We start from the raw sequence: 25073 nt of genomic DNA, 5'->3' as shown, positions 1-25073 counted from the left end.
ATCGAATCGATGCCATTTGGGTTAGCCGCGGGGCTAGTCTTTATCCTGGTAATCTTTGAGCAGATCGGCGCCAGATTCAAACTTCTCCAGGAGATCGTCGTCTGAGCCGACCGTGGTCTTCATCACATGCTCGAGATCGTCCTCTTCCGTGATGCCTAGGCGATCCATCAGGCGCTCTATCTCTGTCAGCTGCTTCTCTAACCAAGCCTGGTCCGCCTCGTTGAGATCGCGACCCTCTTCGAGCATATCCAGCAGCTTGTTGAGTCTAGGATCTTCCTCTAGCTTCAGCAGCTTCTGCTCATCGCTCATCTTAGGCGCCTTGGGCTGCTTGGCTACAGGCGTCTGAGTCGGTAACTCCAGCGCGATAGGCTTCTTGCTGCCGTGGCGAGGATCTTTCGCCTGGGCCGTGCCCGATTGCTTCTGTTGGATCTGTTTTTCGTTATGACGACTGCCCGCTTTATTGCCCGACTTCTGCTTCTTGCCCGTGAGGGCACGGTCTTCTTTCTTGGTTCTAGGCGGACGTTTTGGCGCATTCTCATTGATCTTGCGCGTTTTCTTACGTGTCATAGCGTTAATCTCAACTACAAAAAATCGTGAACCTACCTAACTCTGAGTCAGATAAGTGAACTTGGGTCGCGTGTTATACCAGATCCTGTTGGTTTTTGCACCAAAATGAGATCTTTCGAGGCGAATAATAGCCTAAAGTCAGCCTGGGCTGCCAAATATTGGAAGGTGGCCTCCTGATAAAAACTGACATGGGTCAGATTGTTCTTATGATGCCACTTGGGAAAGCCCTGAAGTTCGGTGAGCAGCTGGGTGCTGATTGCCATCCAGCCACCGGGTTTGAGCAGAGAACAGAGCAGCTGCCACTCTTTACCTGGAAAGCGAAAGTGTTCGAAGACACGATAGCAACAGATGAAGTCGTACTTGAGCCTCAGCAGGGTATGATCCGGAGCGAAGTGTGGATCATATTGGTTGAGCTGGTGACCTCGGGCCATGATGGCGTCTATGGCCGGTTGGCCTAGCAGTCGCCCGAAGTTGAGTCCAAGTAGTGGTCCCTGAACCTGCTGCTCACACTGAGTGATCAGGCTCGATAAGAATTGTTGCAGAGGTTTGTCTTTACTATTGGCCGAGCGGTAGCGTTTTACCTCGGCGCTAGGGGGCAGATGAGAGCTGGCATCGGCAAACAGCAGCATGCAGCGTTTACAGCGATAGATAGCTCGTTTTCTATCTTGATAGAAGGGGGCGGTAGCTTCGCTGGTGCACAGGGGGCATCTTCGCATGGCTCGGGCATGACTCTCAAAGGCTGGGTTAATTGCAGTTGCCTGTTTAATTTACTGTAGGCCAGGTGGAAACAGAAGCGTATTTTTTGTTGGGTATAAAAAAAGGCGACAGTATCACTGTCGCCTTCCAAAAAGTACCAAAGGTACTCAATTCTGATTCCAAGTTTCCTTACTTGCTATGCGACTCTCCCAGTCGGATTCCATCTTATTTTTTAATCTGCTTTCCATGCATAGTTATTTTCGTTTTCGGTCTTCCAGACGCTTTTTTTCTTTCCCTGTCGCCTTCCTGACCACAGCTTCCGTAGATGGTCTTCTTGACACATCACAATCCATATCGTCATCTTTGACGCCTAATAAACCATCCCTGTTAGGTTTACGTTAAAGTTCAGCAGTAAGCAGATTAACTGTTTCCTGAACCGTAAGGAGAATGCTAATTAGCGCATTGGCCTTCCTAACCAATATCCTTACTAAGTTATTACGACCCGACTTCAGATGCGAAGTACTACTCTTATTATTTTTAGTGAGTGGTCAAAAAATTATTATTATTTTTACTTAACTTTATTCTTATATCTTAAATGTAATCACATACCGAAATCTGTTTATTGTTATTAGATAGATTTTATACAAACAGTTGGGTTTACCTCGGTACGGGCACAATTAAAACGAAATCTGTGATCTATGTCAAGCATCAATTTTCAACAGTTTACGTAAACGTAAACTTAAAGTGGTAAAAAAGGGTGGTATTGACCACCCTTTCACTTTCTAGCGATTAATTACTTAATGCTTGAAATATATTTAGATAGTGCTTCGATATCTTCGCTGGTCAGCTTCTTGGCAACGTCTTGCATCATGCCGTTTAAGTCGTTGTTACGACTTGTATCATGAAACTTATTCAGCTGGATCTTGATATAGTTAGCGTGTTGACCCGCGATGGCTGGGAAGCCAGCTGCTTCTGAGCCTTGACCACTTGGACCGTGACAGGCGATACATGCGGTCACGCCACGTACGGCGTCGCCACCCTTGTAAAGCTGTTCGCCTAGCTCAGGCACATCTTTCACTTCGCTCATTGCAAGTTTTTGTGAAGAGAAGTAAGCCGCTAAATCTTCGATATCCTGATCTGACAATGCTGCCGCCATTGGGCTCATCATTGGATCGTTACGGCCTTCTTTGCCACCTGTGTGCGCCGCTTGGCGCAGCTCGGTTAGCTGCTTCTTCAGATAAGTTTCTTGTTGACCCGCAAGCTTGGGGTACATGTCGATCATGCTGTTACCATCAACACCGTGACAGGCAGAACAAATGATTGCTTTAGTTTTTCCCGCTTCAGCATCACCTGCTGCTAGAGCCGGAGTTGATAGAGTGGCTAACATTGATAGCGCAATAGCGAACTTTTTCATGGCGTTCCAACTTTTAAGTTAAATTTTTTGTCCTGAGCTTACGAGAGTGACCTGCAAGCGTGATAAAATATGATTTATGTGATCGGGGTAATATTTTACACGAAATTGTGCAAATGTAAGCAAGTCTTCGATATTTAAACTGAAGAAATAACAAATTTTGGGGTGGGTAGTGACTGATTCTCGTATCGATTTTCGACAGGCCAAGTTTTTGATCAGTGCGCCGGATATTGCGCATCTGGATGAGCACTTGCCCGGTGATGTAGGCGTCGAAATCGCCTTTGCCGGTCGTTCTAATGCCGGAAAGTCGAGCGCATTAAACCAATTAACCGAACAGAAGAACCTGGCAAGAACCAGTAAGACACCTGGGCGTACCCAGCTGATCAACGTGTTTGCGCTCGATGAGCACAGACGCCTGGTGGACTTGCCCGGTTATGGTTTCGCGCAGGTGCCCTTGGCCATGAAGAAGAAATGGCAGCAGGCACTGGGGCAATATCTGCAAGAGCGTGCCTGCTTGAGCGGCCTAGTTGTATTGATGGATATTCGCCATCCACTCAAAGATCTCGACATGCAGATGATAGAGTGGGCGGTCGATTGCGACATCCCAGTGCTGGCCTTGCTGACCAAGTGTGACAAGCTGGCGCAGAGCGCCCGCATGAAGACGGTCAACGAGGTGCGTAAGGCATTGGCAGACTTCGGCGACGGTGTGAAGGTGGAGCCATTCTCTTCTCTGAAGGGAACCGGCAAGCCTAAGGTGCTGGGGATTCTTAACGAATGGTGTCATCCAGACTGGCTGGTGGAGGCCTTGGCCGACGCCGAGCAAGAGTAGCTTAGGCTAAGTGATGTGTGAATAGAAAGCGCCTCCAGATTGGGGGCGCTTTTTTATGCCTGGTATTTAGCTGATAGGAGAGCGGGCAAAAAAAATGCCGAGGGCTACGCCATCGGCAAAAATACATTAGCTCTTTTGGGGAGAAGCTAAATTTCAACAAGACTCAAGTTCTGTTGGTCATCGACCAAAAGTTCTCAGTGGCCATAGGATAGCCCGAATCCCATCGCAATTAAAGTATTTGCTCTAAAATAAATTTCAGGCGAAAAAAAGCCCCAGCAAGTAACTTGCTGGGGCGCCATAATTTGGCATTTCACTTAACGTGAAATAAAAAAAGGTCTGAAAGATAGAACATCTTAACCTCTGTACCCTACGCAGAGAATAATACTTCATTGGCCGTATTATGGGAAACTGTTTTTTGTAAAAAACGACAATAATGTGAGCAACATCTAAAAAAGTGCTCAATAAAGACACAGGTTTTTGATCTGGAATTTACAAAAAATGCCCTTAAAAGAGCCATTTAGTTTAAAAGTCCACTTAAGTGAAAAAATATTACTATTTTTGACGATTTTTACGGCTCCAAGGGGGGAAAGAGGGGAAATCCCATGGAAAACAGGCCTGGCAGCATAAAAAATGCCCCGGCGGGGCCGGGGCATCTTCTTCTCTAGGTACTGTTTCCTTGAGCTAATGTTTCCTTGAAACATGGCCTCGTTAGAACATTGTTCCTGTCGAGGCTAGTTCGCTAAGCATCCAGTCTAGTGGGCCTGCTCCCAGTTGTCGCCAATGCCTGCCTCGGCCAGCAGCTCGACATCCAGTGACGCGGCCTGTGCCATCAATTCGCACACCTTGATTTTGAGTGAGTCAGCCTTGTTGGCGTCAACTTCAAACACGAGTTCATCGTGCACCTGCATGATCATGGTGATCTCTCCCTGTGTCTCTGACTCAATCCACTGGGCTATGTTGATCATGGCCTTCTTGATGATATCGGCAGCCGTGCCCTGCATGGGGGCGTTGATCGCGGCGCGCTCGGCGGCCTGACGACGCATGGCGTTTCTATCTTTGATAGCCGGCAGGTAGAGTCTACGACCATAGAGGGTCGATACATAACCCTGCTCGGCGGCGGCAGCGCGGGTATCTTCCATATACTTGAGCACGCCAGGATAGCGCTTGAAGTAGATGTCGATATATTGCTGGGCCTCGTGACGCGGAATATCCAGCTGGCGGGCCAGACCGAAGGCCGACATGCCATAGATGAGACCGAAGTTGACCGCCTTGGCGCGGCGGCGTTGCTCGCTGGTGACCTCGCTAAAATCGACGTCGAACACCTCGGCGGCGGTGGCCCTGTGAATATCCTTGCCTTGGGCAAAGGCGCTCAGCAGTCCCTTGTCCTGTGACAGATGCGCCATGATCCTCAGTTCTATCTGCGAATAGTCGGCCGCGAGGATCTTGCGTCCCTCCGGCGCCACGAAGGCGTGGCGAATACGGCGACCCTCTTCGGTACGAATGGGGATATTCTGCAGGTTAGGTTCACTTGATGACAGGCGACCCGTGGCGGCAATCGCCTGATGATAGCTGGTGTGTACCCGGCCAGTCTTGCCATCGACCATGAGCGGCAACTTGTCGGTATAGGTGCTCTTGAGTTTCGACAGGCTCCTGTGCTCCAGGATGATCTTGGGTAGTGGATAATCCAGTGCCAACTCGACCAGTACCTCTTCCGCGGTGGACGGCGCGCCTTTAGGGGTCTTCTTCAATACCGGATAGCCAAGCTTCTCGAAGAAGAGCGCCTGCAGCTGTTTGGTCGAACCCAGGTTAAAGGGCTCGCCGGCGATCTCATAGGCCTTCTGTTCCAACTCGTCTATCTTGCGAGCCAGTTCTTCGCTCTGCTGACCCAGCAACATGCTGTCGATCAACACCCCTTGACGCTCAATCTGAGACAGTATGGTGACCAGAGGTAGCTCAATGTCGGTAAAGACGCTGGCAAGCTCGCTGGCTTTTTCCAGTCTCGGCCAGAGGTGTTGGTGTAACCTGAGTGTGATATCGGCGTCTTCGGCCGCGTAAGGCGCCGCCGTCTCCAGCGGGATCTGGTTGAAGGTCAGCTGCTTCACGCCCTTGCCGGCGATCTCTTCGAAGCTGATATTCTTGTGGCCCAGGTATTTCAGTGCCAGGTCGTCCATGTTGTGCTTAGAGGCGACCGAATTAAAGACATAGGATTCGAGCATGGTATCGAAGGCCACCCCCTTGAGGGTGATGCCGACATTGGCCAGTATGCTCATGTCATATTTAAGGTTTTGCCCCACCTTGAGAAGCTTGGCGTCTTCCAGGAGTGGCTTGAGTTTGGCGAGTACCTGCTCGCTGTCGAGCTGCTCTGGTGCACCGGCATAATCGTGGGCAAGCGGTAGGTAGGCGGCCTTGCCTGGTTCGATGGCAAAAGATAGGCCGACTAGCTTGGCCTCCATGTAGTTGAGGCTGGTGGTTTCCGTATCCAAGGCAAACAGCGGCGCGGCAGCCAGGGCCTTGAGCCACTCATCGAAGGCTTCCCAAGTCAGAATGGTATCGTACTGGGCATCGATCGCCTGGGGCGCAGGCGCTTCTTCGGCTTCTTCTTGACTGTCGCTGCCAGACTTATTGTCTAATACCTCGGCCAGCCAGCGTTTAAATTCCATCTCGCCGTAGCATTTGATTAGCTCGTCGCGATCCGCGTCTTGAATATTGAGCTGATGCCAGTCTTGCTCTAACTCGACGTCACACTTGATAGTTGCCAGATCATAGGAGAGTTTAAGCATGTCGCCATGTTCGGCGAGTTTGGCCGGCATCGTCTTGGAGCCTCTAAAGCCGAGCTCCGGCATCTTGTCTGGGTTGGCAAGGATTGCATCGACGCCGCCCACGCCTTGTAGCATCGCCAGCGCCGTCTTCTCACCGACACCGGGTAGGCCGGGAATGTTATCCGCCTTATCGCCTTGCAGGGCCAGGAGATCGATGATCAGCTCTGGGCCGACACCAAATTTCTCGCTCACTTCATCAGGGCCGAGGATGGTGTTGGTCATGGTGTTGATCAGGGTGATCTTGTCATCGACCAGCTGTGCCATATCTTTATCGCCGGTACTGATCAGCACGGCACGACCTTCCTGACTGGCCTGCCTGGCGATGGTGCCTATGACATCGTCGGCTTCGACGCCGGGAATACAGACCAAAGGAAGCCCCAGGGCGCGAATGATGCGGTGTAGCGGCTCAATTTGCGTCCTGAGATCGTCTGGCATCGGCGGTCTGTGGGCCTTATATTCGGCATACATCTCATTGCGGAAGGTTTTCCCCTTGGCATCGAACACCACCGCCATCTGCGTCGGCTTATATTGGTTGAGCAGGCTGCGTAGCATGTTGATCACGCCATAAACGGCACCCGTGGCCTCACCCTTGGAGTTGGTTAGATGGGGGGGCGCATAGTAGGCGCGGTAAAGATAGGAAGAACCATCCACAAGAATGAGTGGGTTTTCAGCGATATTAGGCATAATTTTATCTATTTTTTCGGTATGCGATGATGGCGCTAGCATGCCATATTAGGGCGATTTCGGCCACGGCAAATTACTCAGCAGCCTGTGGATAAGTCTGTGAGCTAAAAAAGTTTCAGCGAGTAGGTATCACGACGACGAACATAAGCGGGTGATGTAACTTGTTGATTTATTTTTATATTATATTTTTGTGTGAACTAGGTATTACTTCCGAGTAAAAATTCCTAATTTGTGGATTTATTATTTTGTCATCCATATTAACGCTCTGACTTGGCGAAATTGTTCGGCCTTGTTAGAGTCGATGAACTAACTTAGCATGAAAAATAATCAGATCAACCCTTTTGTTATTTAGTTGTTAAAACCATTCGGTCTATTAAAGGAGTTTTTAATGAAAAAATTTGCTGTTTTATTAAGCGGCGCGGGAGTGTTCGATGGTAGCGAACTTCATGAGGCGGTATTGACTCTGCTGTCGCTGACCCAGGCCGGAGTGAGTTACCAATGTTTTGCACCTAACATAGAGCAGATGCATGTGGTGAATCATCTCACCGGTGAGGTGGCTGTGGGTGAGCATCGCAACGTGCTGGTGGAATCGGCGCGCATCGCCCGTGGCGACATTAAGGCAACTGACGAGCTAGATATTCAGGCATTCGATGGCCTGGTGATCCCGGGTGGTTTTGGCGCCGCGAAGAACCTGTGTAACTTTGCCGTGGTCGGTAGCGAGTGCGAGGTGGCGCCCAGCGTACAGACTTTCATCGGTGAATTTGTCGAGGCGAACAAGCCCGTCGGCTTCATCTGTATCTCGCCTGTGATGATCCCTAAGCTCTATGGCGAGAAGGCCAAAGGCACCATAGGCCATGACAGCGAGACTGCCCATGCATTTAATCTGATGGGCGGTGAGCATGTGGACGCCAATGTCGAACAGATAGTTGTCGATGAGGGTCGCAAACTGGTGAGTACCCCGGCCTATATGTTGGCCGAGAATATTGCCCAGGCCCATATCGGCATAGATAAGCTAGTGAAGAAGGTGATTGAGCTGGCGTGATCTGAGTTAATTAAATTAGGGCCCGCATGTTGCTGGGCCCTTTTGAGCTCAGCTTTGCATCAAGCTCGTCGGCGACTGTCGATAAAGCCTTGGGCTAAGCCTACCATCAAGCCGCCGATATGGGCGCCGTTAGCGATGGAGAGGCCAAACATATCGGTAAAGCCGAATACCAGCCAGATCAACATAAAGCCTATATAGGCAGGAGGCAGGCCGATTCCTTTCTCGGGACGCTTGACTCCCATTATCCAGGTGTAGCCCACCACAGCATAGACCACGCCCGAGAGACCGCCGAAGTTGGGACCACCTATGGCATACTGCAGCACATTCGGCAGTGTGCCGGCGATCAACAACAGGGTCGCCAGCGGCGTGACACCCAGCTTGTTCTCTATCTTACCCCCCAGATACCACCACCAGAGCAGGTTGAAGATGATGTGCATGGCGGAGAAGTGCATCAGGCTCGGCGTAAATACTCGCCATATCTGAGTGGTATCACTATCTGGCACGGCGCCGAAGAAAGAGAGCGCCTCGAAGATTGGGTTGGCAAAGCCGAAGATAAAGCCGAAATAGATTAGCGTGCAGCTCAGCATGACGCTCAGGGTCAAGGGGCCAGCCCCGGACAGGAACTGAGTCACCAGCTGCAGACCAGGCGCGCCGTAGTCTAGCTTGGTGCCCGTGCTGCCATTCTCCCAAGATGCCTGAAGGTACTTGTCGTCATAGGGATTGCGAACAAAGTGCTCATATTCCTGGCGCGCCTTGGCATAGTCTTGTTCTCGGGTGACATAGAGAGTGACCCCAAGCTCGGCATGTTGCAGCCGGCAATCTATGCCCTGGCCCTTGAGGTAATCGATCAGCGCCTGGGCGGCGCGCTCATTGGGGAGACGACCAAGTTCCAACATATTCACCTCGGGTGATTAATGGGCTTCGCGCCAGGCCTGAAAGCCGCCGTCCAGGCTATAGACATCATCGAAACCCTGCTCATGCAGGTATTGTGCGGCGTTCTGGCTGCTGATGCCGTGGTAGCAGACCACGACTAGTGGGCTATCCATATCGGCCTCGGCGATATAGCGTGCCAGGTTTTCGTTGTTGAGGTTGGTGGAGCCGGGGATCTGCCCCGCCTCGAAGCTGGCGCCGTCGCGGATATCGACCACCTGTAATTCGGCATTGTCTTCCAGCATATGGATGAGTTGATTGACACTCAGGTGTTGAAAAGCAGACATAGTCAACCTGTAAAGCAAAAGAGGGATAGGATAAGTGTGCAACATGGGGCCGTGAGAGTACAGCCCCGGTTGCGGGTGGTTCGGGGGATTAGTCCCAGCTGAGGATCACCTTGCCCGACTGGCCCGAGCGCATAGCGTCGAAACCTGCTTGGAAATCATCGACTTTGTAGTGATGTGTGATGATAGGGGAGATATCCAGGCCAGATTGGATCAGGCTGGCCATCTTGTACCAGGTCTCAAACATCTCACGGCCGTAGATCCCTTTGATGATGAGGCCCTTGAAGATCACCTTGCTCCAGTCGATAGCCATGTCACCGCCGGGAATACCCAGCATGGCGATCTTGCCGCCGTGGTTCATGGTATCCAGCATAGAGTGGAAGGCGGCCGGTACGCCGGACATCTCCAGACCCACATCGAAGCCTTCGGTCATGCCCAGTTCCTGCATCACATCTTCCAGCTTCTCCTTGGCCACGTTGACGGCGCGGGTGGCGCCCATCTTCTTGGCCAGTTCGAGGCGGTATTCGTTCACATCTGTGATCACCACATGGCGTGCGCCAACATGACGACAGACGGCTGCTGCCATGATGCCGATAGGGCCTGCGCCCGTGATCAGTACATCTTCGCCCACGAGATCGAACGACAGCGCCGTGTGTACCGCGTTGCCGAAAGGATCGAAGATTGAGGCCAGATCGTCAGAGATATCGTCGGGGATCTTAAAGGCGTTGAATGCTGGGATCACCAGATACTCGGCAAATGCGCCTTCGCGGTTAACGCCTACACCCGAGGTGTTGCGGCACAGGTGAGTACGGCCCGCGCGGCAGTTACGGCAGTGACCACAGGTGATGTGCCCTTCGCCCGATACGCGATCGCCAATCTGGAAGCCACGGACTTCCTGGCCAATCTCGACCACTTCGCCCACGTATTCGTGGCCGACCACCATAGGGACGGGGATCGTGTTTTGCGACCATTCGTCCCAGTTGTAGATATGTACGTCTGTGCCACAGATGGCGGTCTTACGAATTTTGATCAGCAGATCGTTGTGGCCAACTTCAGGTTTTGGCGCATCAACCATCCAGATGCCTTCTTCAGGCTTGAGTTTGCTTAGGGCTTTCATCGATAGACTCCTAGATAATTCCCATCTCTTTAGCGATGCGGGTGAAGGCATCGATGGCGCGATCTAGCTGCTCGCGGGTGTGAGCGGCAGACATCTGGGTACGAATACGGGCTTGGCCCTTAGGTACCACAGGGAAGGAGAAGCCGATCACATAGATGTTCTCTTCCAGCAGACGGTTAGCAAAGTCGCTGGCCAGCTTGGCATCGCCAATCATCACAGGGATGATGGCGTGGTCGGCGCCGCCCAGGGTAAAGCCTGCTTCTGTCATCTTCTCGCGGAAGTAACGGCTGTTTTGCCATACGGCTTCGCGCAGCGCCTGGCCAGACTTGAGCATCTCCAGCACATGAATCGAGGCGGTGACGATTGAAGGTGCCAGCGAGTTAGAGAAGAGGTAAGGACGCGAGCGTTGACGTAGCCAGTCGACGACCTCTTTCTTGGCAGAGGTAAATCCACCCGATGCGCCGCCCAGGGCCTTGCCCAGGGTGCCCGTGATGATGTCGACTCTGTCCATCACGTCGCAATACTCGTGGGTACCGCGGCCGTTTTGACCGATGAAACCTACGGCGTGAGAGTCGTCCACCATGACCAGGGCGCCATATTTATCAGCCAGATCGCAGACACCTTTAAGGTTGGCGATGACGCCGTCCATCGAGAATACGCCGTCGGTGGCGATCAGAATGTGGCGCGCACCGGCCGCCTTTGCCGCTTGCAGCTGTGCTTCCAGATCGGCCATGTCGTTGTTGGCATAGCGGAAACGCTTGGCCTTACACAGACGCACACCGTCGATGATAGAGGCGTGGTTCAGGGCATCTGAGACGATGGCGTCTTCGGCGCCGAGCAGGGTCTCGAACAGGCCGGCGTTCGCATCGAAGCAAGAAGAGTAAAGGATAGTATCTTCCATGCCGAGGAATTCGCTTAGGCTGGCTTCGAGTTGCTTATGAATATCTTGGGTACCACAGATGAAGCGCACAGACGCCATGCCGAAGCCGTGATCGCTCAGGCCTTGCTGGGCGGCGGCGATCAGTTCGGGATGATTGGCTAGGCCGAGGTAGTTGTTGGCGCAGAAGTTCATCACTTCGTGGCCGTTGACTTGGATTTCTGTCTTCTGAGGAGAGGCAATAACGCGCTCGCTCTTGTATAAGCCTTCCGCTTTCACTTCAGCCAGCTGCTGATTGATTTGATCGTAGAATGAGGTCGTTGCCACCTGTAGTCTCCTTCTTTCTGTCTCGTTTTATTTTTGTATGCTTTGCTCGAGTCTGCACGCTTGGCAGATAAACTCGAGGAAAGGCGATAAGTTAGGAACCATGTTTAACGCATAAGTCAGGCTTGTCATAGCCAGGTATCGCCCCGTCGATGAATGATTAAGTCTAGTTCAGTTTCGACCATCTATTGTTGCCGACAAGCCTGTCGGAAAAGGGGGCGCCTGGGATATGGATCGCGCTAGGCTGGCCGAATTCTAACCTTAAACCCGGCCGGCGCCACATTTTTTTTTGCGCTATTAACTAAGTTAGTGCATGTGCAACTTTCGCATAACAAAAAATAATGCGAAATGTCACAACTGGCGGTATCCGATGGCTGTAGAGGCTGGCGCGCAGCCAATGCTCGCCTAGTCTTCCTCTTGTTCCGCCTTAGCTAGGGCCTGGTAGTGTTGCTCCAGTCTGATGAAGGTGGGTCTGGCGGACTCGCTGGCGTAGGCCTTGAAGATCATCAATACCCTTAGCAGGCCCTCGTAGAGCGAGGTCTTAGTGATCTGGGTGGCTTCCGAGTGGGTGAGCTGGTTGCTGATCCAGAAACAGGCCACCATACGGATGGTGTCGGCCAACGGGGTGATCTCGGCATCTTCCAACACCACTACGCCATCTTGTTTCAACTGGCTAAGAATGCTGGTGGCCTTCTTGAGTACCTGTTCATGGGTGACCGTATATCGTTTGTTGAGCTCTTCGTCGCGGCTGAGGATGATCACCAGGTTGGCGTACATGAAACGGAACTGCCACAGGGTGTAGAAGAGGGCATCGAAGTAGCCGATCAAGAGGTCGACATCTACCTTCTTGCCTTCATAGGGCTGAAAGCCTGTCTCCAGGTGCTGCTCATAGAGGCTGAAGATGGAGCGAATAATGTCTTCTTTATTGCGGAAATGGTAGTAGAGGTTACCCGGGCTGATCCCCAGATGCGCGGCAATATGGTTGGTGGTGATGCTGCGCTCACCATGTTCGTTAAACAGGGCCAGGGCGGCATGGACGATTTTATCGCGGGTTTTCATCTTGATCCTAAGTCAGGTCGGTTATCTACCAGCGCACTCAAGTGAATAGGTGGACTGGATAATTGGCTACATTCGAGTAAAGGCTCCAGTTGCAACTTATCAGCCAGCGGGTAAAAGTCAATCTATGGCTACTCAGACCAGTTAAGATTAACATCCTGTTTTTCACTCCTTTTATCAAGTTGGCTGACATTGTATCGGGTCACTGGCGTTTGCCGCCCGTCGGCGTCAGGCATATGTTACTATTAAGCCCTATGAGTAAATTGCCCCTGTCTAAGTGCCGAGCCCTATGAATCGTACTCTCTATTCAATCTTGCTGTATCTGTTAAGCCCCCTGCTAATTCTTTATTTGGTGATTCGGGCAGTTAAGAGCCCGGATTACCGTGGTCGCTGGGGCGAACGTTTCGGTTTGGCCAAGCTTTCGAAGGCAGATCTACTGATTCATTCGGTCTCTATGGGGGAAACCCTGGCGGCGATTCCGCTCATTAAGCAGATACAGGTCGCCTACCCAGATCTTAACCTCACTATCACCACGACCAGCCCGACTGGTTCGGCCGAGGTGCTCAAGGCCTTCGGCGAGTCGGTGCAGCACTGTTACCTGCCCTTCGATCTGCCTCTGTGTGTGGCGCGCTTTCTGGGCCAGTTGCAACCCAAACAAATTATCATCATGGAGACTGAGCTGTGGCCTAATCTTATCCATCAGGCCAAGCGCCGGGGGATCAAGCTGATGTTGGCTAATGCTCGCCTGTCGGAGAAGTCGGCGAATCAGTATCGGGGTAGGCCCAAGCTGTCGCAACCCATGCTCCGTTCTCTGAACCTGATCGCCGCCCAGTCGCCCCAGGCGGCGCAGCGATTCATCGACTTGGGGGTCGATGCCGAGCGGGTAAAGGTCACAGGCAGTCTTAAGTTCGACCTCACCATAGCGCCAGACTTGCTCGAGCAGGCCAAGGGGCTACGTCAGCAGTGGCAGCGTATGGAGACCCCCGTCTGGGTAGCTGGCAGTGTGCACCCGGGCGAGTTCGACATCATGCTCGCCGCGCACAAGAGTCTGCTGATGCGGTTTCCTCACGCTCTAATGGTCTTGGTGCCCCGGCATCCGGAGCAGTTTGATGCGGCGGCAAGCCGGGTCAAGGCGGCGGGGCTGGTGCTGGCGCGACGTAGTCGTCAAGAGGTGGTAGATGAGCAGACTCAGGTGCTGCTCGGAGATACCATGGGCGAGTTGTTGAGCTTCTATGGCGCGGCGGATCAGGCCTTCGTCGGTGGTACCCTGATCGAGAATGGTGGCCATAATCCGCTGGAGCCGGCGGCCATAGGCCTGCCCGTCTATGTGGGGCCTCACCATTGGGATTTTGCCGAGATCACAGGGCTGCTCAAGGAGGCGGGCTCATTGGCGCTGGTGCAGAATGGCGATGAGCTGGCTCAGGCCTTGGTGCATAAGTTTGATGATAAGGCGGCCTATCTGGGTGCCAGAGAGGCCGGGCTCGAGGTGGTCGAGGCCAACAAGGGGGCACTGACGGCGCAGTTCGCCCTAGCTAGTGAGTTGATTAAGGCTTAGTCGCTAATCGGTCGGCCTAGCTAGGTCTGGGCGTAACCCGCTAGCAGCTGCTGCCAGTTTTCCTGGGTAAAGTGTAGTTCGGGTGCCTTGCCCTTCTCCTTGTTGAAGGAGCGCAGCAGGCGGTCGAGGTTGGCCTGTTGCCACTTGCTGTCAGGTTTCTTGAGGGCGCCGCGATCGAAGTCGATCAGGGTAAAGCTGTCATCGGCGAGCAGTATGTTCTTGGCATTGAGATCCGCGTGGTAGACGCCGCGGTGATGAAACTTGGCGATACAGGCACCGAGTGCCTGCCAAAGCTCCGCGGACATAGGTGACCGCTTTAGCCTAGCCACCAGATCCCGCGCGTCCGGTATCCGCTTGATGATGATGTCGCCACGGTAATAGGGGCCGCTACGCTGGATCTGCGCCGCCACCGGCTCAGGTACGGCAAACCCTTCCTCAAACAGCTGCTCCAGCAGGGTGAATTCCGCGATTGCCCGGCAGCGCTTTAGCCCAGTATAGAGATAGGCGTCGCGGCTGAATTTCTCCATCATGCCACCACGATAATAGTGTCTGAGTACCCATTCATCTTCCGGCGCCTGGCTCAGTGGATGAGGGTTGACAAACCAGGTGGTGTAACGCCCCGTCGATGAGCCCGTGATGGCGCCTAACTCTTGCCAGTAATCGAAGGTAAACCAATCAGGGGTGATCGCCTTGAGCGAAGGCTGGTTAAAGACGATACAACCGGCATCGGTAGGTTTTATTTGCATAGATTTACTGGCTCAACGGGCTTGGGTGGTCGCTATGGGGAATTGTACCCGATATTGGCGCCCTGTCAGCCCTCTTTCACCAGTTGTTGCAGTACCTGGCTAAGATTCACCTGCCAAGGCTTGGCGGGCAGAATGGTTTGTGATTGGCTGCAATTCAACGCGCTGTAGGGAGGGCGAGGTGCTGGTGCGCCATAGTCTTGGGTGCTGGTGGGGCTAACCTTAGTCGCTTGATCTATCAGGCCCTGGTAGTCCACCCAGTAGTCGTTAGGCTGAGTCGCCTTGAGCGCCTGGGCAACCTGCCCCTGGCGACCGATCACCAATATCTTTCTCATCGTGCCTGGCCCATTAAGACTGCCTCACCACCCGATGACACCACTCCAGATGCATTAGATACCAGTCCAGCGTCTTCTCGAGGCCTTTGACGAAGCTTTCACTTGGCTGCCAGCCCAATTTATTGCTGAGCTTACTGGCATCGATGGCGTAACGGGTATCGTGCCCTGCAGTGAATGGCTCTGATTTTCCTGCACGAAATCGAGATCCACCAGATGCTCCTTAAACCACCGCTCGCGAAAGGTTTCGAAAAAACAGCCGCGCTCATCGCCGAACACCCGAGGTTCGAGCAGCTTAACGTCTGGAATGTTGGTATCGTGGATCTTCATAGTGTCATCCGGCCGGTCAACAGGGCCACAGGTTTTAAAGAAAGTTGGTTCCTATGACGGCCTAATCATGGAACCTAGGGACATTCTACATTAAACTCGTTGCGGATCCTTACTCCCTTACTATTTCTCAGCGGCCCGAATATGAGCTTGAATTTGCAGACTGCCCACTCTTTGTGTCTCTTACGTTTATCCGCCATCGGCGACGTGTGTCATGCGGTGGCCATGGTGCAGGCGATTCAGCGCCAGTATCCCGATCTTAAGATCACCTGGGTGATCGGTAAGGTGGAATATCAGTTGCTTAAGCATCTGCCGGGTATCGAGTTTGTGATCTTCGATAAGTCTCAGGGCTGGCGCAGTTACTTTAACCTCCGCAAGGCGCTTAAGGGACGTAGATTCGATGTGCTGCTACACATGCAGGTGGCGCTGAGGGCAACCATCGCATCCTTGGCCATCTCGGCCAAGGTGCGCTTGGGGTTCGATCGTGCCAGGGCCAAGGAGGGGCAGTGGCTGGTGACCAATCATAGGGTCGAGCCGCTGGCGACTCCCCATGTGCTCGAGGGCTTCATGGGCTTTGCCAAGGCCGTGGGTGTCACGGATCTTGCGCCTAAGTGGAATATTCCTGTGCCCGTCACCGATACTGAATTTGCGCGCGAGCTTATCCCCGATGGAGACAAAACATTGATTATCTGCGCCGCTGCCAGTAAGGCCGAGCGCAACTGGCTGCCCGAGCGTTATGCCAAGGTGGCCGACCATGCGTTGGAGAAAGGCTATCGTGTGCTGCTCTGCGGCGGCCCGGTCTCTATGGAGCGTGAGCTTGCCGAAGCCATTGTTACACATGGCGATGGCCGTATCGAAAATCAGGTGGGTAAGACCTCATTGACACAACTCTTGGCGCTGCTGAAACAGGCGAGCATAGTCCTGGCGCCAGACACTGGGCCGGCTCATATGGCGGTGAGTCAGGGGACGCCCGTGATAGGCCTCTACGCCCACTCCAATCCTGGGCGTACCGGGCCCTACACCTGTTTAGAGAGTGTGGTCAGTGTCTATGATGAGGCAATTACCCAGCAACATTCGGGCGAGGTGCCTTGGGGCAAACGTGCCAAGGGGGCGCATCTGATGGAGATGATCCAGGTGGCACCCGTGATTGCCCAATTTGATCGTTTGGCTAAGGCAAGCCAAGGTGCTCAAGCGACAGAGCCCTCTCAACACGGCTGCCATTAGCCACGAGTTGGCGAATAATGGTAGACTTTAGGTTTGATTGGCTCATCTGGCACCCATCAGTAGAGCCATGCAATGAAGGAAGATGGGGTTTTCCCATTTATTTTTAGGGATATCGTCGATGTCAGTGGCGCCAAAGTTTCTGTTTGTACCTGTCTCCTGTGAAGAGGGGATAGGTGAATATATGCGTTCCACCATAGTGGCCGATGAGATCATGCAACGTTGGCCCGGGGCACAGGTTGAATTTGTGCTCAATAGTCGTGCACCCTATGCCAAGCATTGCCCCTATCCGACACACCTGGTTAATGACACGCCCACCAAGCGGGTGAAAGAGGTGAACCAGCTGGTATCGCAGCTCAAGCCTGACTTAGTGATCTTCGATGCCGCAGGCCGTAAGGCCCAGCTTAAACACGCCAGTCGCAGCGGAGCCAAGGTGGTCTTCGTTAGCCAGCATAAACGCAAGCGGGCCCGTGGCATGAAGCTCGAAAGAGCCTTAGTGACCGACAGCCATTGGGTGGTGCAACCCGAGTTTGTGATTGGTGATATCAGTCGTTTCGAGCGCTTCAAGTTAAACCTGATTAAATGTCCCGAGCCCATCTTTACCGGTTCGATCTTCGCGCGTCCCGATGTCGTCCTGCAGCAAGCCTTGTGGGAGCAGTATGGTTTAAAGCCTAAAGGTTATCTTCTCTATAGCGCCGGCTCCGGTGGGCATTATATCGGCTCGACCCTGGCGGCCGAGCGTTTCGCCCAGGTGGCACAGGCCTGTTATCGAGAGACAGGGATCCCCTGTGTCATGGTGTTTGGCCCCAACTATCCCAAGGCTCTGCCTCGGCTAGAGGGCGTCGTGGCCATAGAGCGACTCTCTAGCCTGGAGTTTATCAATTTGCTCGATGGCGCCGCGGGTGCGGTGCTTAGTGGCGGCGACACACTGCTGCAGGCGATTGCCCTCAAGGTGCCGACGCTGGCGGTGGCCGTCTCTAAGGATCAACCCAAGCGGATCGACAGCTGCGTGAAGCGAGGCCTTGCCCTCAGCTGTGATATCGAGCTGGATGCCATGTGTGCTCAGGTGCAGCGGCTGCTCGAGCCCCAGACTGCCGGACAGTTAAGGGCCAATATGGGCAGTGAGGCCGAGGCTAAGGGGCTGGATATCTGCATGGCGGAGATCGCTAGACTCCTGGGGCTGAGCTGTGAGCGGTAAACGTATAGCCCTCGTCATCGATAGTCTGGCGGGGGGCGGTGCAGAGAAGATTGTCCTGACCCTGGCGACCGAGATGAAACGCCTGGGTCACGAACCGCATCTCTTGGTCATCAGCCCGAATTACGACTATGTGGTACCAGAGGGCATACCTCTGCATGTCTGTTTCGATGAACGGGACAAGCACATTATCGCCTGGTGGCGACTAGGGCGCTCGGCTGCTAGGGTGAAGCAGTGGATAGAGGGGATTGAGCAGGCCCATGGTCGCTTCGATCTGATCCTCTCTAATCTGGACAAGAGCAACCTCCTGCTGACTCGGGCAGGCGTCGCGCCCCTCTATATCGTGGTGCATAACTCTATCGAAGAGGAGTTGAAGCGCGAGCGTAAGCTCGGGCCGCTGGCCTATCTCACTATGCTTAGGGCCAAGAAGGCACTCGATGGTCAGGCGTTGATCACCGTCTCCAAAGGGATAGCGAGGGAGATTAGCCAGACCGGGCGAATTGCGCCTCGTAGCATGCGTACCATCTACAACCCTTTCGATGTGGATGCGATAAGGGCAAAGGCGGAAGAGGTGAATCCAGATATCCCCAAGGGGGATTACCTTATCCATGTTGGCCGGGTCGCGCGCCAGAAACGCCACGACATACTGTTTCAGGCGCTTGCCAAGATGCAAAAACCTCTGCCCTTGGTGTTGCTCTGCAATAACCCTAAGAAGGCGATGAAACTGGCCAAGAAACATGGCGTGGCCGATCGCATCATCTGTCCCGGCTTTCAGGCCAATCCCTTTCCCTGGATCAGGCGCGCTAAGCTGCTGGTTTTATCTTCTGATTATGAGGGGTTTGGAAATGTCCTCGCGGAGGGACTCATGTGCGGTACGCCAGTGGTGAGCACTCGATGCCCCCATGGACCCGATGAGATATTGACGGGTGAGTTGGCCGATTATCTTGCGCCGCGGCGGGACAGTGAGGCCTTGAGCCGAAAGATAGATAAGGCCCTATGCCATTACCCGTCTCTTCATCAGTGCGAGATCTTCGATGAGGTCGCTATCGAGCGAATTGTTGCCGATTATCTCAGCCTCTGCGAGCCGCCTTCTCCAGCTTAGCCGCCGAGTTCGTTAATGCCTTGGGCGCAGCGAATCGATCTGTCCTTCAAGGTCGCGTTAAACAACAGGTTATTGTATGTCAGTTGGTGGCGGCAGCTTTCTTCGTGATGAAGATGAAAGGCGACCGCATAGAACTTCACCCGCTTGCGCCACTTGCCGTTGTGATACATGCGCAGGGCAAACTCCTTGTCTTCCGGTCCCCATCCCTCGAATGCCTGATTAAAGCCGTTGATCGCCAGGGCATCTTGTCGCCAGAAGCCGAGATTACAGCCGTGTATGCCTTCTATCGAATCGGGGGCGCCCCAGCCAGTTTTCTCGCATAGCCAACGGCTGCGCAGTGCCAGCTCCCTTCCCCTCGCGATACCCGGCGAGAAGACGCTCGGACGCACATTAGCTGCCAATATCTCTCGGCTCAAGTCTGGCCCCATCTTGACTCGCTTTCCCGTCACCAGGCAGTCGGGTTCGGCGATGGCCAAGTGATCGGCGATAAAGTCTGGATGCAACACTAAGTCGCCATCGATCATTATGATGTAGTCGAAGCTGGCAAGCCCGATGGCGCGATTGCGGCTGGCGGAGAGGCGAAAGCCCCTGTCCTCATGCCAGCTGTGGATCAGCGGAACGGGAAAGCTGGCCTTGAGTGTGTCGATAAGATCGCGAGTCGCCTGACCAGAGCCATCGTCGGCGATGATCACCTCGTCGGGGAGGCGGGATTGTCTCTCGACGCTGGCGAGGACGGCATTTAGGGCTGCTGGCCAGTTATAGGTGGTGATAATTAAGCTAATGGACATAAAAATGAGTTAAGTGACAAACTTAAACTCTGTATACCCCATAGCATGTAACTATACGAATTTATTAGTTTTTATGTTTTATTTGCGTTGTGGCTGTAATTTTATTGTGGGGAGTGTTGCGCTTTTTTTTCGAATTTGTGCGCAAATTATGAGCTGAGCGTAAATATAGGGGCGGTATCAACAGCCCCTATCTTGTTGTATGGGTTGTCAGTATTTTTGAGCGGGGTGTAGCAGACCAAATATCCAGCTAAGCAGAGGGATAGGGAGCTTGGTTTTTCGTTGCTGCTTGAGCATGTACCAGTGCCAGGCCTGTTGTTTATATTCTAATATTTCTGACGTTGACAGACTCTCTTTATACATGTCGCAGTAGTCGGCAATATACTTGAGTTCTCTCATGGGGATTTTCCCGCGGTAGCCTCTGCCTGCATAATGAATAAAGCTTGCTTCCTGATAATTCTCATTACCTAATAGCGGCATGCGGTTAAAGCGTTTATCTACGCAAACACTTCTTATTTTGTCTCTACGAATCAGATAATTGATATAGGTTTGATCGTAAAATTTCACCTCGTTACAGATCTTCTGCATCTCTTCTGCGCTGGCGCTATCGAACAGACCTGTCTGCTTAGAGACCAATATCATGCCTGAATTAAAATAGATCATCTTGCCATCATCTTGGGGCCAGTCTACTTCGCCAAGCACTTGATTTATTTGGTCTGCCTGTTTTGATCTGTCTATATGCGCGCCCTCATTGAACATGTAAACGGCGTCGAGGTCAGGGCATTGTTCAAAGATATTTTCCGCCCAGGGAGAAATCAGCATGTCGGCGTCTAAATAGAGTACGCGATCATATTCTTTTAAGATTTCTTGCATATATAGCTTTTCAGACCATGCGGGGCTTGCATCAAATTTCTTGTTGTTCACATGGAGCTTGTAGTGAAGCTGATCTGAGATGATGAGATCGGCAGAAACCTTTTCTGCATATTGTTTAAAGCTCGAAATAGCAGCCCGGTACATGGGGTTGTCGCCAATGGCGAGAGTGAAGATAGCTTTTTTCATAATGGAACCTTGGCTGTTATGAAGTTAACTTAGCGCTGACATCTGGCATTTTGGCGAGTGTAGCCATCACCTCATCGACGCCGATATCGCTGACATATCCCTTGCCCATCGAGGCGTATAGCACTTTGGAACTCGCCGTTTCTGGCGGTGCCCAGTAGGGCTTCTTCTGTCGCATCATGGCGATAAGCGGTCGTTGACTGGCGGTGGCGAAATGCATGATGGCGGTTTCTACCGTGATCACCATATCGGCGGCGGCGATCATGGCCGGTAGTTCGAAGAAGTTGTCTTGCACGGTAAAGAGGGCGACCTGGCTGTTTACCAGCCTTGGCTCATTGGCGATCGCCTTAGCCAGGGCGTCATAGTTTTCCGGCGTGCTGTTGACGATGAAACGGCTATCAGGCGCCTGCTCGGTGAGGCGAGCGATCAGCTCAAACAGCTGTGACTGATGCCAGTCGCGCTTCTTGTTGGTCGACAGGTGATTGAGAAAATAGAGCTTGCCCTGAGGCTGGTCGGCAAACTGCTCATTTAGCCAGGTTTGCACCGTCTCGGCATACTCTGGGGCTATGGTCAGCGATGGCATGAAGGCCGACTTGTCCAGCGTCAGCCCGGTAATGCTGTGTAGCAGCTGATAGTAGCGATCGGTAATGTGGTGCTGCTCGCCGAGGGCCGCTACGTCTATCTTAAAGGTCTTATCGCTGTGACGGAAAAACCAGGGATCGAGCAGGCCAGCAAATTTGGACTTGGCCAGGCTGGTGACGATAAAACCCTTGGGGCAGATGCGTCTGGCCAGGGCTGAGAATTGCTCGCTCTTGCTGCCAGAGTGAGTGATCACTAAGTCGTAGCCGAGTGCCTTAGCCGCTTCGACCTGTTGGTCTTGCATCGCCTTGCTGTCACTGCAGCCATAGCTGCGGCTAAAGGCGGGCTCGGCGGCTATCCACTGCTGCATAATCTTGCTGCGCGAGAGACGCCAGCTGTCTTGGTTGTTGCGGTTGTCGTCGAGCCAGATGTCGACCTCTAGGTGCGGCTGTTGCTGCTTGAGTGCCGCCAGAAAGGTCTTGATATAGAGAAAATCGCCCAGTGCCAGCGGTGACATAAAGAGGAGGCGTTTTGCCTGTGCTAATCGCTCATTGGGAATAAGAGACATTGTGCCCTAGCCGATAAAATGAAAGTGGCTTAAGGATACATGGCTTTGAAGGCAGATAAAACCTTGGCCAAGGGCTATTTGCGAGAGGTAAAGCGCTGGTTTCGGATCAGTTTGTGACTCATCGCTTAGAACTCGGCGCTACTGGTCAGGCTTTCGCCTGGAGAGGTGACAAATTGGCTGTAGTATTAATGGAATGTGTTACAATCTGCGCCAGTATGCCCATTGATAGACTGAGGCTGGGTCGAGTGTTTGGTGGCAATTTGCTGTCCCTCGCGCCGGGTCATAGGTTTCTATAACCAGCGAGAAGATTGATTGTGATCTGTTTTGATGTTCTGCATCCATACTATTTGCCGCAGTATTTGCCCGTCATGAAGGAGTTGCAGGCTCGTGGGCAGCTGGTGCGTTTCGTGATCTATCGCAGTCAGGATCAACAGGCGGCGCTCGATGCCCTAGTGGCGCAGAATGACCTGGAGGCGCATTGGGTCGACTCGCAAGAGGAGGCGCTTGCCTACTACCTGAAAGAGAAACCTAGCTGGGTGATCTTCGGTAATAGTTTCGATGCGGCGGCCAAGCTTAAGGGGATCTGTAAGACCGCCTTGATGCAACATGGCATAGGCCCTAAGGCATGCTATTACACTGTGTCCGAGTCGGATATGGATGTGCGTTTCGTCGAGGGGGAATACCGCCTCAAGCGCCTGCAGCAACTCTATCCTCACAAAACTTTTATCGATACCGGTTATGCCAAACTGGATCCTATCGTTCAGGGCAATGAGACTGGGCTGGATCTGGCGGCGTTAGGTTTAGACCCTGCCAAGCCGACCTTGCTCTATGCCCCAACCTTCTATCCCAGCAGCATTGAGAAGATGGCTAAAGATTGGCCAAGTGCCTTTAGCGAATACAACATATTGCTAAAGCCGCATTATTTTTCCTTGAGCAAGCCCAGCTATAAGAAGCAGAAGCGACTGCTGGAGCATTGGGGGGCCTTCGATAATGTCTATCTGGCCCCAGTGGAGCAGGCAAACCTTTTGCCTTTCATGGCCAGTGCCGATCTCTTGATCAGCGACGCCTCATCGGCGCTGTTTGAGTTTGCCGCCCTGGATAAGCCTGTGGTCTGGTGCGACTTCTATCACCTGCGCTGGAGTTATCGCGGCATCCTAAGCTTCCGTTTCAAGAATCGCATGGATGAAGATCTTTACCGCTATGCCGGCGTGGCCGCCCACGCGGCGTCATACAGGGACCTAAAAGCCGTAGTCGATCAGCAGATCGCCGAGCCTGGATCATTTGCCGCCAAGCGGGCGCAGTACACCTTAGAGTTGGCCGGTCAGGTTGATGGCCACTGCAGTCAGCGCATCGTAGATTATCTTTTGTCCGAAGAGGCTTCATGAGAATTATTACTTTCGGGACCTTCGATATGTTTCATATCGGACATCTCAACATTATCGAGCGCGCCAGAGAGTTAGGGCAGCACCTGACGGTCGGCGTCTCATCGGATGCACTGAATTTCTCCAAGAAACAGCGCTACCCCATCTGTAACGAGCATGACAGAATGCGCATCGTCAAGGCGCTTGCCTGTGTCGATGAGGTATTTCTGGAGGAATCCCTCGAGCTGAAGGCCGACTATATCAAGGCGCATAAGGCCGATATTTTGGTGATGGGGGATGATTGGCAAGGCAAGTTTGACCATCTCAAGCCCCTGTGTCAGGTCGTCTATCTGCCGCGTACCCCTGCGATATCGACGACTCAGCTGATTGAAGTTGTCAGGGAAATTAAATAGCCATATGGCTGATGAATAATAGAAGCCCTGGGGTGATTACCTGGGGCTTTTTTCATGGGGGAATGACTTCTGCCTTATGCGGGTCTTTGATGGCATTCCCTTCGGTTAGCTCAAACACTTTTTCTCTTCGCCGCTAGCTTAGCCGACAGCCTGCAGCTTCGCATACTGGGTATTAAGAAAGCTGGCGATCTCCTTAGCAGCCAGATCTAAATCGATGAGCGCCATGTTTCTACCTGTCTTTCGACCTATGGGTGGGGTAAAGGCCAAACGCTTATCACTCTGGGTCAGGGTTTGCCAGCGCACCTTGGGTGCCGAGCGCCTGCCCGCATAGAAGCCGACTGTGGGCACATTATGCAGCCCGGCGATATGTAAGGGGCCGGTGGAGCCCGCCATAAACATATCCGCTGCCACCAGAGATTTCGCGAAATCGGCAAGGTTGGTGAGCGGCCTAGCCATCACCACCTTAATCCCCATAGCACTCAGCTGAGCATAGATCTCCTTAGCTAGTTCAATCTCCTGGCCACTGTAGGTCAGCACGAACTTACAGTTTATGTTGGTCAGTCTATCTACCTGCGCCAGTAGGGCCGCAAAGTTCTCTGGGGAGATGCTGTTGGCCGAGCCGCCAGTGCCTGGGTGGGCGAAGATCAGTCGCTCCTCGCCCTGCTGGCCATAGTAGTCCTGCCACATGCTTCTCTTGTGTGAGAGATCCCAGTAGCGTGTCGGCAGCTTAGGTATTGGTATCTGGTGGTCTGCGAGGAAGTGTTCGACCATCATGCAGCTCTTGCGCCAGCCGCCTAGCCCCTTAGGCACAGCTATGCTGGCTCTGTGTCGATACAGATATTGATACCAGTTGAGCTTGGGAGCTAGTTTGTAGGGAATATTGAGCTTACGTAGCAGTCGGTAGGTCCGGATTTGCGAGCGAGATACGATGGCCGCGTCGTAATGGCGAGCGGCAAAGGCTTTGGTGATCGCCTTGTCGTCACCGTTGTCTACGATGACATGGTCTACATATGGGCAGGCCTTTGCGAACTCTTTTAGAGCCGGATCGACAAACACCTCTATGCTGGCGTGGGGGAGTGCCTGCTTAAGCTGGTAGAGTGCGGGCCAGGTGTTAACGAAATCGCCAATTTTGTCATTTCGAATGACTAGTACGCTCTTAATCATATGAAAACTTATCTGATGGGGGATTGTTATTCGCTA

23 protein-coding genes and 2 pseudogenes are annotated in these 25073 nt (G+C 52.9%); 8 read left to right on the top strand and 17 right to left on the bottom strand.

The annotated features are described in order from the left end of the window. Positions 1-33: 33 nt before the first annotated feature. The 3 genes from yihI to L1D43_RS17765 all read right to left on the bottom strand — a co-directional run bounded on the left by yihI (position 34) and on the right by L1D43_RS17765 (position 2677). Positions 34-567: a Der GTPase-activating protein YihI gene (gene yihI, locus L1D43_RS17775; protein ID WP_239853769.1), complete on the bottom strand. Its 534-nt coding sequence runs from the start codon at positions 565-567 to the stop codon at positions 34-36. A 47-nt stretch (positions 568-614) separates the two neighbouring features. Beyond that, on the bottom strand, positions 615-1283 hold the full coding sequence (locus L1D43_RS17770; protein ID WP_041508741.1) for a class I SAM-dependent methyltransferase: 669 nt from the start codon (positions 1281-1283) through the stop codon (positions 615-617). A 773-nt stretch (positions 1284-2056) separates the two neighbouring features. Continuing rightward, positions 2057-2677 (bottom strand): c-type cytochrome, encoded by a 621-nt coding sequence (locus L1D43_RS17765; RefSeq protein ID WP_041508742.1) that lies wholly within the window; start codon positions 2675-2677, stop codon positions 2057-2059. A gap of 169 nt (positions 2678-2846) precedes the next feature. On the opposite strand from L1D43_RS17765, the gene yihA reads away from it, so the two are divergent. Beyond that, the gene (yihA, locus tag L1D43_RS17760) at positions 2847-3503 is read left to right on the top strand and encodes a ribosome biogenesis GTP-binding protein YihA/YsxC (protein ID WP_239853767.1); all 657 of its coding nucleotides are present in this window, start codon (positions 2847-2849) and stop codon (positions 3501-3503) included. A gap of 752 nt (positions 3504-4255) precedes the next feature. Here yihA and polA read toward each other — a convergent pair. Then, positions 4256-7006 (bottom strand): DNA polymerase I, encoded by a 2751-nt coding sequence (polA, locus tag L1D43_RS17755; protein ID WP_239853763.1) that lies wholly within the window; start codon positions 7004-7006, stop codon positions 4256-4258. 388 nt (positions 7007-7394) lie between these two features. Here polA and elbB point away from each other — a divergent pair, with 388 nt between their 5' ends. Continuing rightward, positions 7395-8048, top strand: coding sequence for an isoprenoid biosynthesis glyoxalase ElbB (gene elbB / locus L1D43_RS17750; RefSeq protein WP_239853761.1), 654 nt, complete (start codon positions 7395-7397; stop codon positions 8046-8048). A 59-nt stretch (positions 8049-8107) separates the two neighbouring features. Here elbB and glpG read toward each other — a convergent pair whose 3' ends face one another. The 5 genes from glpG to L1D43_RS17725 form a co-directional block, all read right to left on the bottom strand. Then, on the bottom strand, positions 8108-8944 hold the full coding sequence (glpG, locus tag L1D43_RS17745) for a rhomboid family intramembrane serine protease GlpG (RefSeq protein WP_239853759.1): 837 nt from the start codon (positions 8942-8944) through the stop codon (positions 8108-8110). Positions 8945-8959: 15 nt separating this feature from the next. Next, the gene (glpE, locus tag L1D43_RS17740) at positions 8960-9265 is read right to left on the bottom strand and encodes a thiosulfate sulfurtransferase GlpE (protein ID WP_239853757.1); all 306 of its coding nucleotides are present in this window, start codon (positions 9263-9265) and stop codon (positions 8960-8962) included. 88 nt (positions 9266-9353) lie between these two features. Beyond that, the gene (gene tdh, locus L1D43_RS17735; RefSeq protein WP_041508748.1) at positions 9354-10379 is read right to left on the bottom strand and encodes an L-threonine 3-dehydrogenase; all 1026 of its coding nucleotides are present in this window, start codon (positions 10377-10379) and stop codon (positions 9354-9356) included. A 10-nt stretch (positions 10380-10389) separates the two neighbouring features. Continuing rightward, the gene (locus L1D43_RS17730) at positions 10390-11583 is read right to left on the bottom strand and encodes a glycine C-acetyltransferase (protein ID WP_239853752.1); all 1194 of its coding nucleotides are present in this window, start codon (positions 11581-11583) and stop codon (positions 10390-10392) included. 402 nt (positions 11584-11985) lie between these two features. Beyond that, positions 11986-12639 carry a TetR/AcrR family transcriptional regulator gene (locus L1D43_RS17725; RefSeq protein ID WP_239853750.1) on the bottom strand — a complete coding sequence of 218 codons (654 nt, stop codon included), beginning with the start codon at positions 12637-12639 and terminating at the stop codon, positions 11986-11988. A gap of 286 nt (positions 12640-12925) precedes the next feature. Here L1D43_RS17725 and waaA point away from each other — a divergent pair, with 286 nt between their 5' ends. Next, positions 12926-14191 carry a lipid IV(A) 3-deoxy-D-manno-octulosonic acid transferase gene (gene waaA, locus L1D43_RS17720; RefSeq protein ID WP_239853748.1) on the top strand — a complete coding sequence of 422 codons (1266 nt, stop codon included), beginning with the start codon at positions 12926-12928 and terminating at the stop codon, positions 14189-14191. Between the two features lie 20 nt (positions 14192-14211). Here waaA and L1D43_RS17715 read toward each other — a convergent pair whose 3' ends face one another. From L1D43_RS17715 to L1D43_RS17700, 4 genes and pseudogenes are all read right to left on the bottom strand, one after another. Further along, positions 14212-14937, bottom strand: a complete 726-nt coding sequence (locus L1D43_RS17715) for a 3-deoxy-D-manno-octulosonic acid kinase (RefSeq protein ID WP_239853746.1) — start codon at positions 14935-14937, stop codon at positions 14212-14214. A gap of 65 nt (positions 14938-15002) precedes the next feature. Further along, entirely contained in the window at positions 15003-15269 is a 267-nt protein-coding gene (locus L1D43_RS17710) for a sugar nucleotide-binding protein (RefSeq protein WP_239853743.1), read from the bottom strand. A gap of 13 nt (positions 15270-15282) precedes the next feature. Further along, positions 15283-15435: pseudogene (locus L1D43_RS17705) on the bottom strand (dTDP-glucose 4,6-dehydratase); the annotation flags it as partial. Positions 15436-15485: 50 nt separating this feature from the next. Beyond that, positions 15486-15596, bottom strand: a pseudogene (locus tag L1D43_RS17700) (dTDP-4-dehydrorhamnose 3,5-epimerase family protein); the annotation flags it as partial. 141 nt (positions 15597-15737) lie between these two features. Between L1D43_RS17700 and L1D43_RS17695 the strand changes: the two are divergent. From L1D43_RS17695 to L1D43_RS17685, 3 genes are all read left to right on the top strand, one after another. After that, the gene (locus tag L1D43_RS17695; protein WP_239853742.1) at positions 15738-16817 is read left to right on the top strand and encodes a glycosyltransferase family 9 protein; all 1080 of its coding nucleotides are present in this window, start codon (positions 15738-15740) and stop codon (positions 16815-16817) included. Between the two features lie 118 nt (positions 16818-16935). After that, entirely contained in the window at positions 16936-18012 is a 1077-nt protein-coding gene (locus tag L1D43_RS17690) for a hypothetical protein (protein WP_239853741.1), read from the top strand. Then, positions 18002-19111: a glycosyltransferase gene (locus L1D43_RS17685; RefSeq protein ID WP_239853740.1), complete on the top strand. Its 1110-nt coding sequence runs from the start codon at positions 18002-18004 to the stop codon at positions 19109-19111. The genes L1D43_RS17690 and L1D43_RS17685 overlap by 11 nt, the downstream gene beginning before the upstream one ends. Here the strand turns inward: L1D43_RS17685 and L1D43_RS17680 are convergent. The 3 genes from L1D43_RS17680 to L1D43_RS17670 all read right to left on the bottom strand — a co-directional run bounded on the left by L1D43_RS17680 (position 19108) and on the right by L1D43_RS17670 (position 22099). Further along, positions 19108-19899: a glycosyltransferase family 2 protein gene (locus tag L1D43_RS17680; protein ID WP_239853738.1), complete on the bottom strand. Its 792-nt coding sequence runs from the start codon at positions 19897-19899 to the stop codon at positions 19108-19110. The genes L1D43_RS17685 and L1D43_RS17680 overlap by 4 nt on opposite strands. A gap of 207 nt (positions 19900-20106) precedes the next feature. Beyond that, complete coding sequence (locus tag L1D43_RS17675; protein WP_239853736.1) at positions 20107-20955, bottom strand: glycosyltransferase; 849 nt, start codon at positions 20953-20955, stop codon at positions 20107-20109. Positions 20956-20971: 16 nt separating this feature from the next. Next, positions 20972-22099: a glycosyltransferase family 9 protein gene (locus tag L1D43_RS17670; protein WP_239853734.1), complete on the bottom strand. Its 1128-nt coding sequence runs from the start codon at positions 22097-22099 to the stop codon at positions 20972-20974. A gap of 314 nt (positions 22100-22413) precedes the next feature. Between L1D43_RS17670 and L1D43_RS17665 the strand changes: the two genes are divergently transcribed. After that, a complete protein-coding gene (locus tag L1D43_RS17665) occupies positions 22414-23484 on the top strand; it encodes a CDP-glycerol glycerophosphotransferase family protein (protein WP_239853733.1) in 1071 nt (356 codons plus the stop codon). Next, positions 23481-23873, top strand: a complete 393-nt coding sequence (locus tag L1D43_RS17660) for an adenylyltransferase/cytidyltransferase family protein (protein ID WP_239853731.1) — start codon at positions 23481-23483, stop codon at positions 23871-23873. The genes L1D43_RS17665 and L1D43_RS17660 overlap by 4 nt, the downstream gene beginning before the upstream one ends. 138 nt (positions 23874-24011) lie before the next feature. Here the strand turns inward: L1D43_RS17660 and L1D43_RS17655 are convergent, their stop codons facing one another. Next, positions 24012-25037, bottom strand: coding sequence for a glycosyltransferase family 9 protein (locus L1D43_RS17655; RefSeq protein WP_239853723.1), 1026 nt, complete (start codon positions 25035-25037; stop codon positions 24012-24014). Positions 25038-25073 lie beyond the last annotated feature (36 nt).

Origin of the sequence: Shewanella sp. Isolate8, assembly GCF_022398495.1 — a bacterium.
Lineage (GTDB): Bacteria > Pseudomonadota > Gammaproteobacteria > Enterobacterales > Shewanellaceae > Shewanella > Shewanella aquimarina.
Note: the sequence above shows the minus strand (reverse complement) of the source record. Positions and strands in the feature narration are given on the sequence as shown.

What these genes read in the sequence shown, in the direction of transcription:
- yihI (WP_239853769.1), bottom strand. Translation starts at nt 567, where the DNA reads ATGACACGTAAGAAAACGCGCAAGATCAATGAGAATGCGCCAAAACGT.
- L1D43_RS17770 (WP_041508741.1), bottom strand. Translation starts at nt 1,283, where the DNA reads ATGCGAAGATGCCCCCTGTGCACCAGCGAAGCTACCGCCCCCTTCTAT.
- L1D43_RS17765 (WP_041508742.1), bottom strand. Translation starts at nt 2,677, where the DNA reads ATGAAAAAGTTCGCTATTGCGCTATCAATGTTAGCCACTCTATCAACT.
- polA (WP_239853763.1), bottom strand. Translation starts at nt 7,006, where the DNA reads ATGCCTAATATCGCTGAAAACCCACTCATTCTTGTGGATGGTTCTTCC.
- elbB (WP_239853761.1), top strand. Translation starts at nt 7,395, where the DNA reads ATGAAAAAATTTGCTGTTTTATTAAGCGGCGCGGGAGTGTTCGATGGT.
- glpG (WP_239853759.1), bottom strand. Translation starts at nt 8,944, where the DNA reads ATGTTGGAACTTGGTCGTCTCCCCAATGAGCGCGCCGCCCAGGCGCTG.
- glpE (WP_239853757.1), bottom strand. Translation starts at nt 9,265, where the DNA reads ATGTCTGCTTTTCAACACCTGAGTGTCAATCAACTCATCCATATGCTG.
- tdh (WP_041508748.1), bottom strand. Translation starts at nt 10,379, where the DNA reads ATGAAAGCCCTAAGCAAACTCAAGCCTGAAGAAGGCATCTGGATGGTT.
- L1D43_RS17725 (WP_239853750.1), bottom strand. Translation starts at nt 12,639, where the DNA reads ATGAAAACCCGCGATAAAATCGTCCATGCCGCCCTGGCCCTGTTTAAC.
- waaA (WP_239853748.1), top strand. Translation starts at nt 12,926, where the DNA reads ATGAATCGTACTCTCTATTCAATCTTGCTGTATCTGTTAAGCCCCCTG.
- L1D43_RS17715 (WP_239853746.1), bottom strand. Translation starts at nt 14,937, where the DNA reads ATGCAAATAAAACCTACCGATGCCGGTTGTATCGTCTTTAACCAGCCT.
- L1D43_RS17710 (WP_239853743.1), bottom strand. Translation starts at nt 15,269, where the DNA reads ATGAGAAAGATATTGGTGATCGGTCGCCAGGGGCAGGTTGCCCAGGCG.
- L1D43_RS17695 (WP_239853742.1), top strand. Translation starts at nt 15,738, where the DNA reads ATGAGCTTGAATTTGCAGACTGCCCACTCTTTGTGTCTCTTACGTTTA.
- L1D43_RS17690 (WP_239853741.1), top strand. Translation starts at nt 16,936, where the DNA reads ATGTCAGTGGCGCCAAAGTTTCTGTTTGTACCTGTCTCCTGTGAAGAG.
- L1D43_RS17680 (WP_239853738.1), bottom strand. Translation starts at nt 19,899, where the DNA reads ATGTCCATTAGCTTAATTATCACCACCTATAACTGGCCAGCAGCCCTA.
- L1D43_RS17675 (WP_239853736.1), bottom strand. Translation starts at nt 20,955, where the DNA reads ATGAAAAAAGCTATCTTCACTCTCGCCATTGGCGACAACCCCATGTAC.
- L1D43_RS17670 (WP_239853734.1), bottom strand. Translation starts at nt 22,099, where the DNA reads ATGTCTCTTATTCCCAATGAGCGATTAGCACAGGCAAAACGCCTCCTC.
- L1D43_RS17660 (WP_239853731.1), top strand. Translation starts at nt 23,481, where the DNA reads ATGAGAATTATTACTTTCGGGACCTTCGATATGTTTCATATCGGACAT.
- L1D43_RS17655 (WP_239853723.1), bottom strand. Translation starts at nt 25,037, where the DNA reads ATGATTAAGAGCGTACTAGTCATTCGAAATGACAAAATTGGCGATTTC.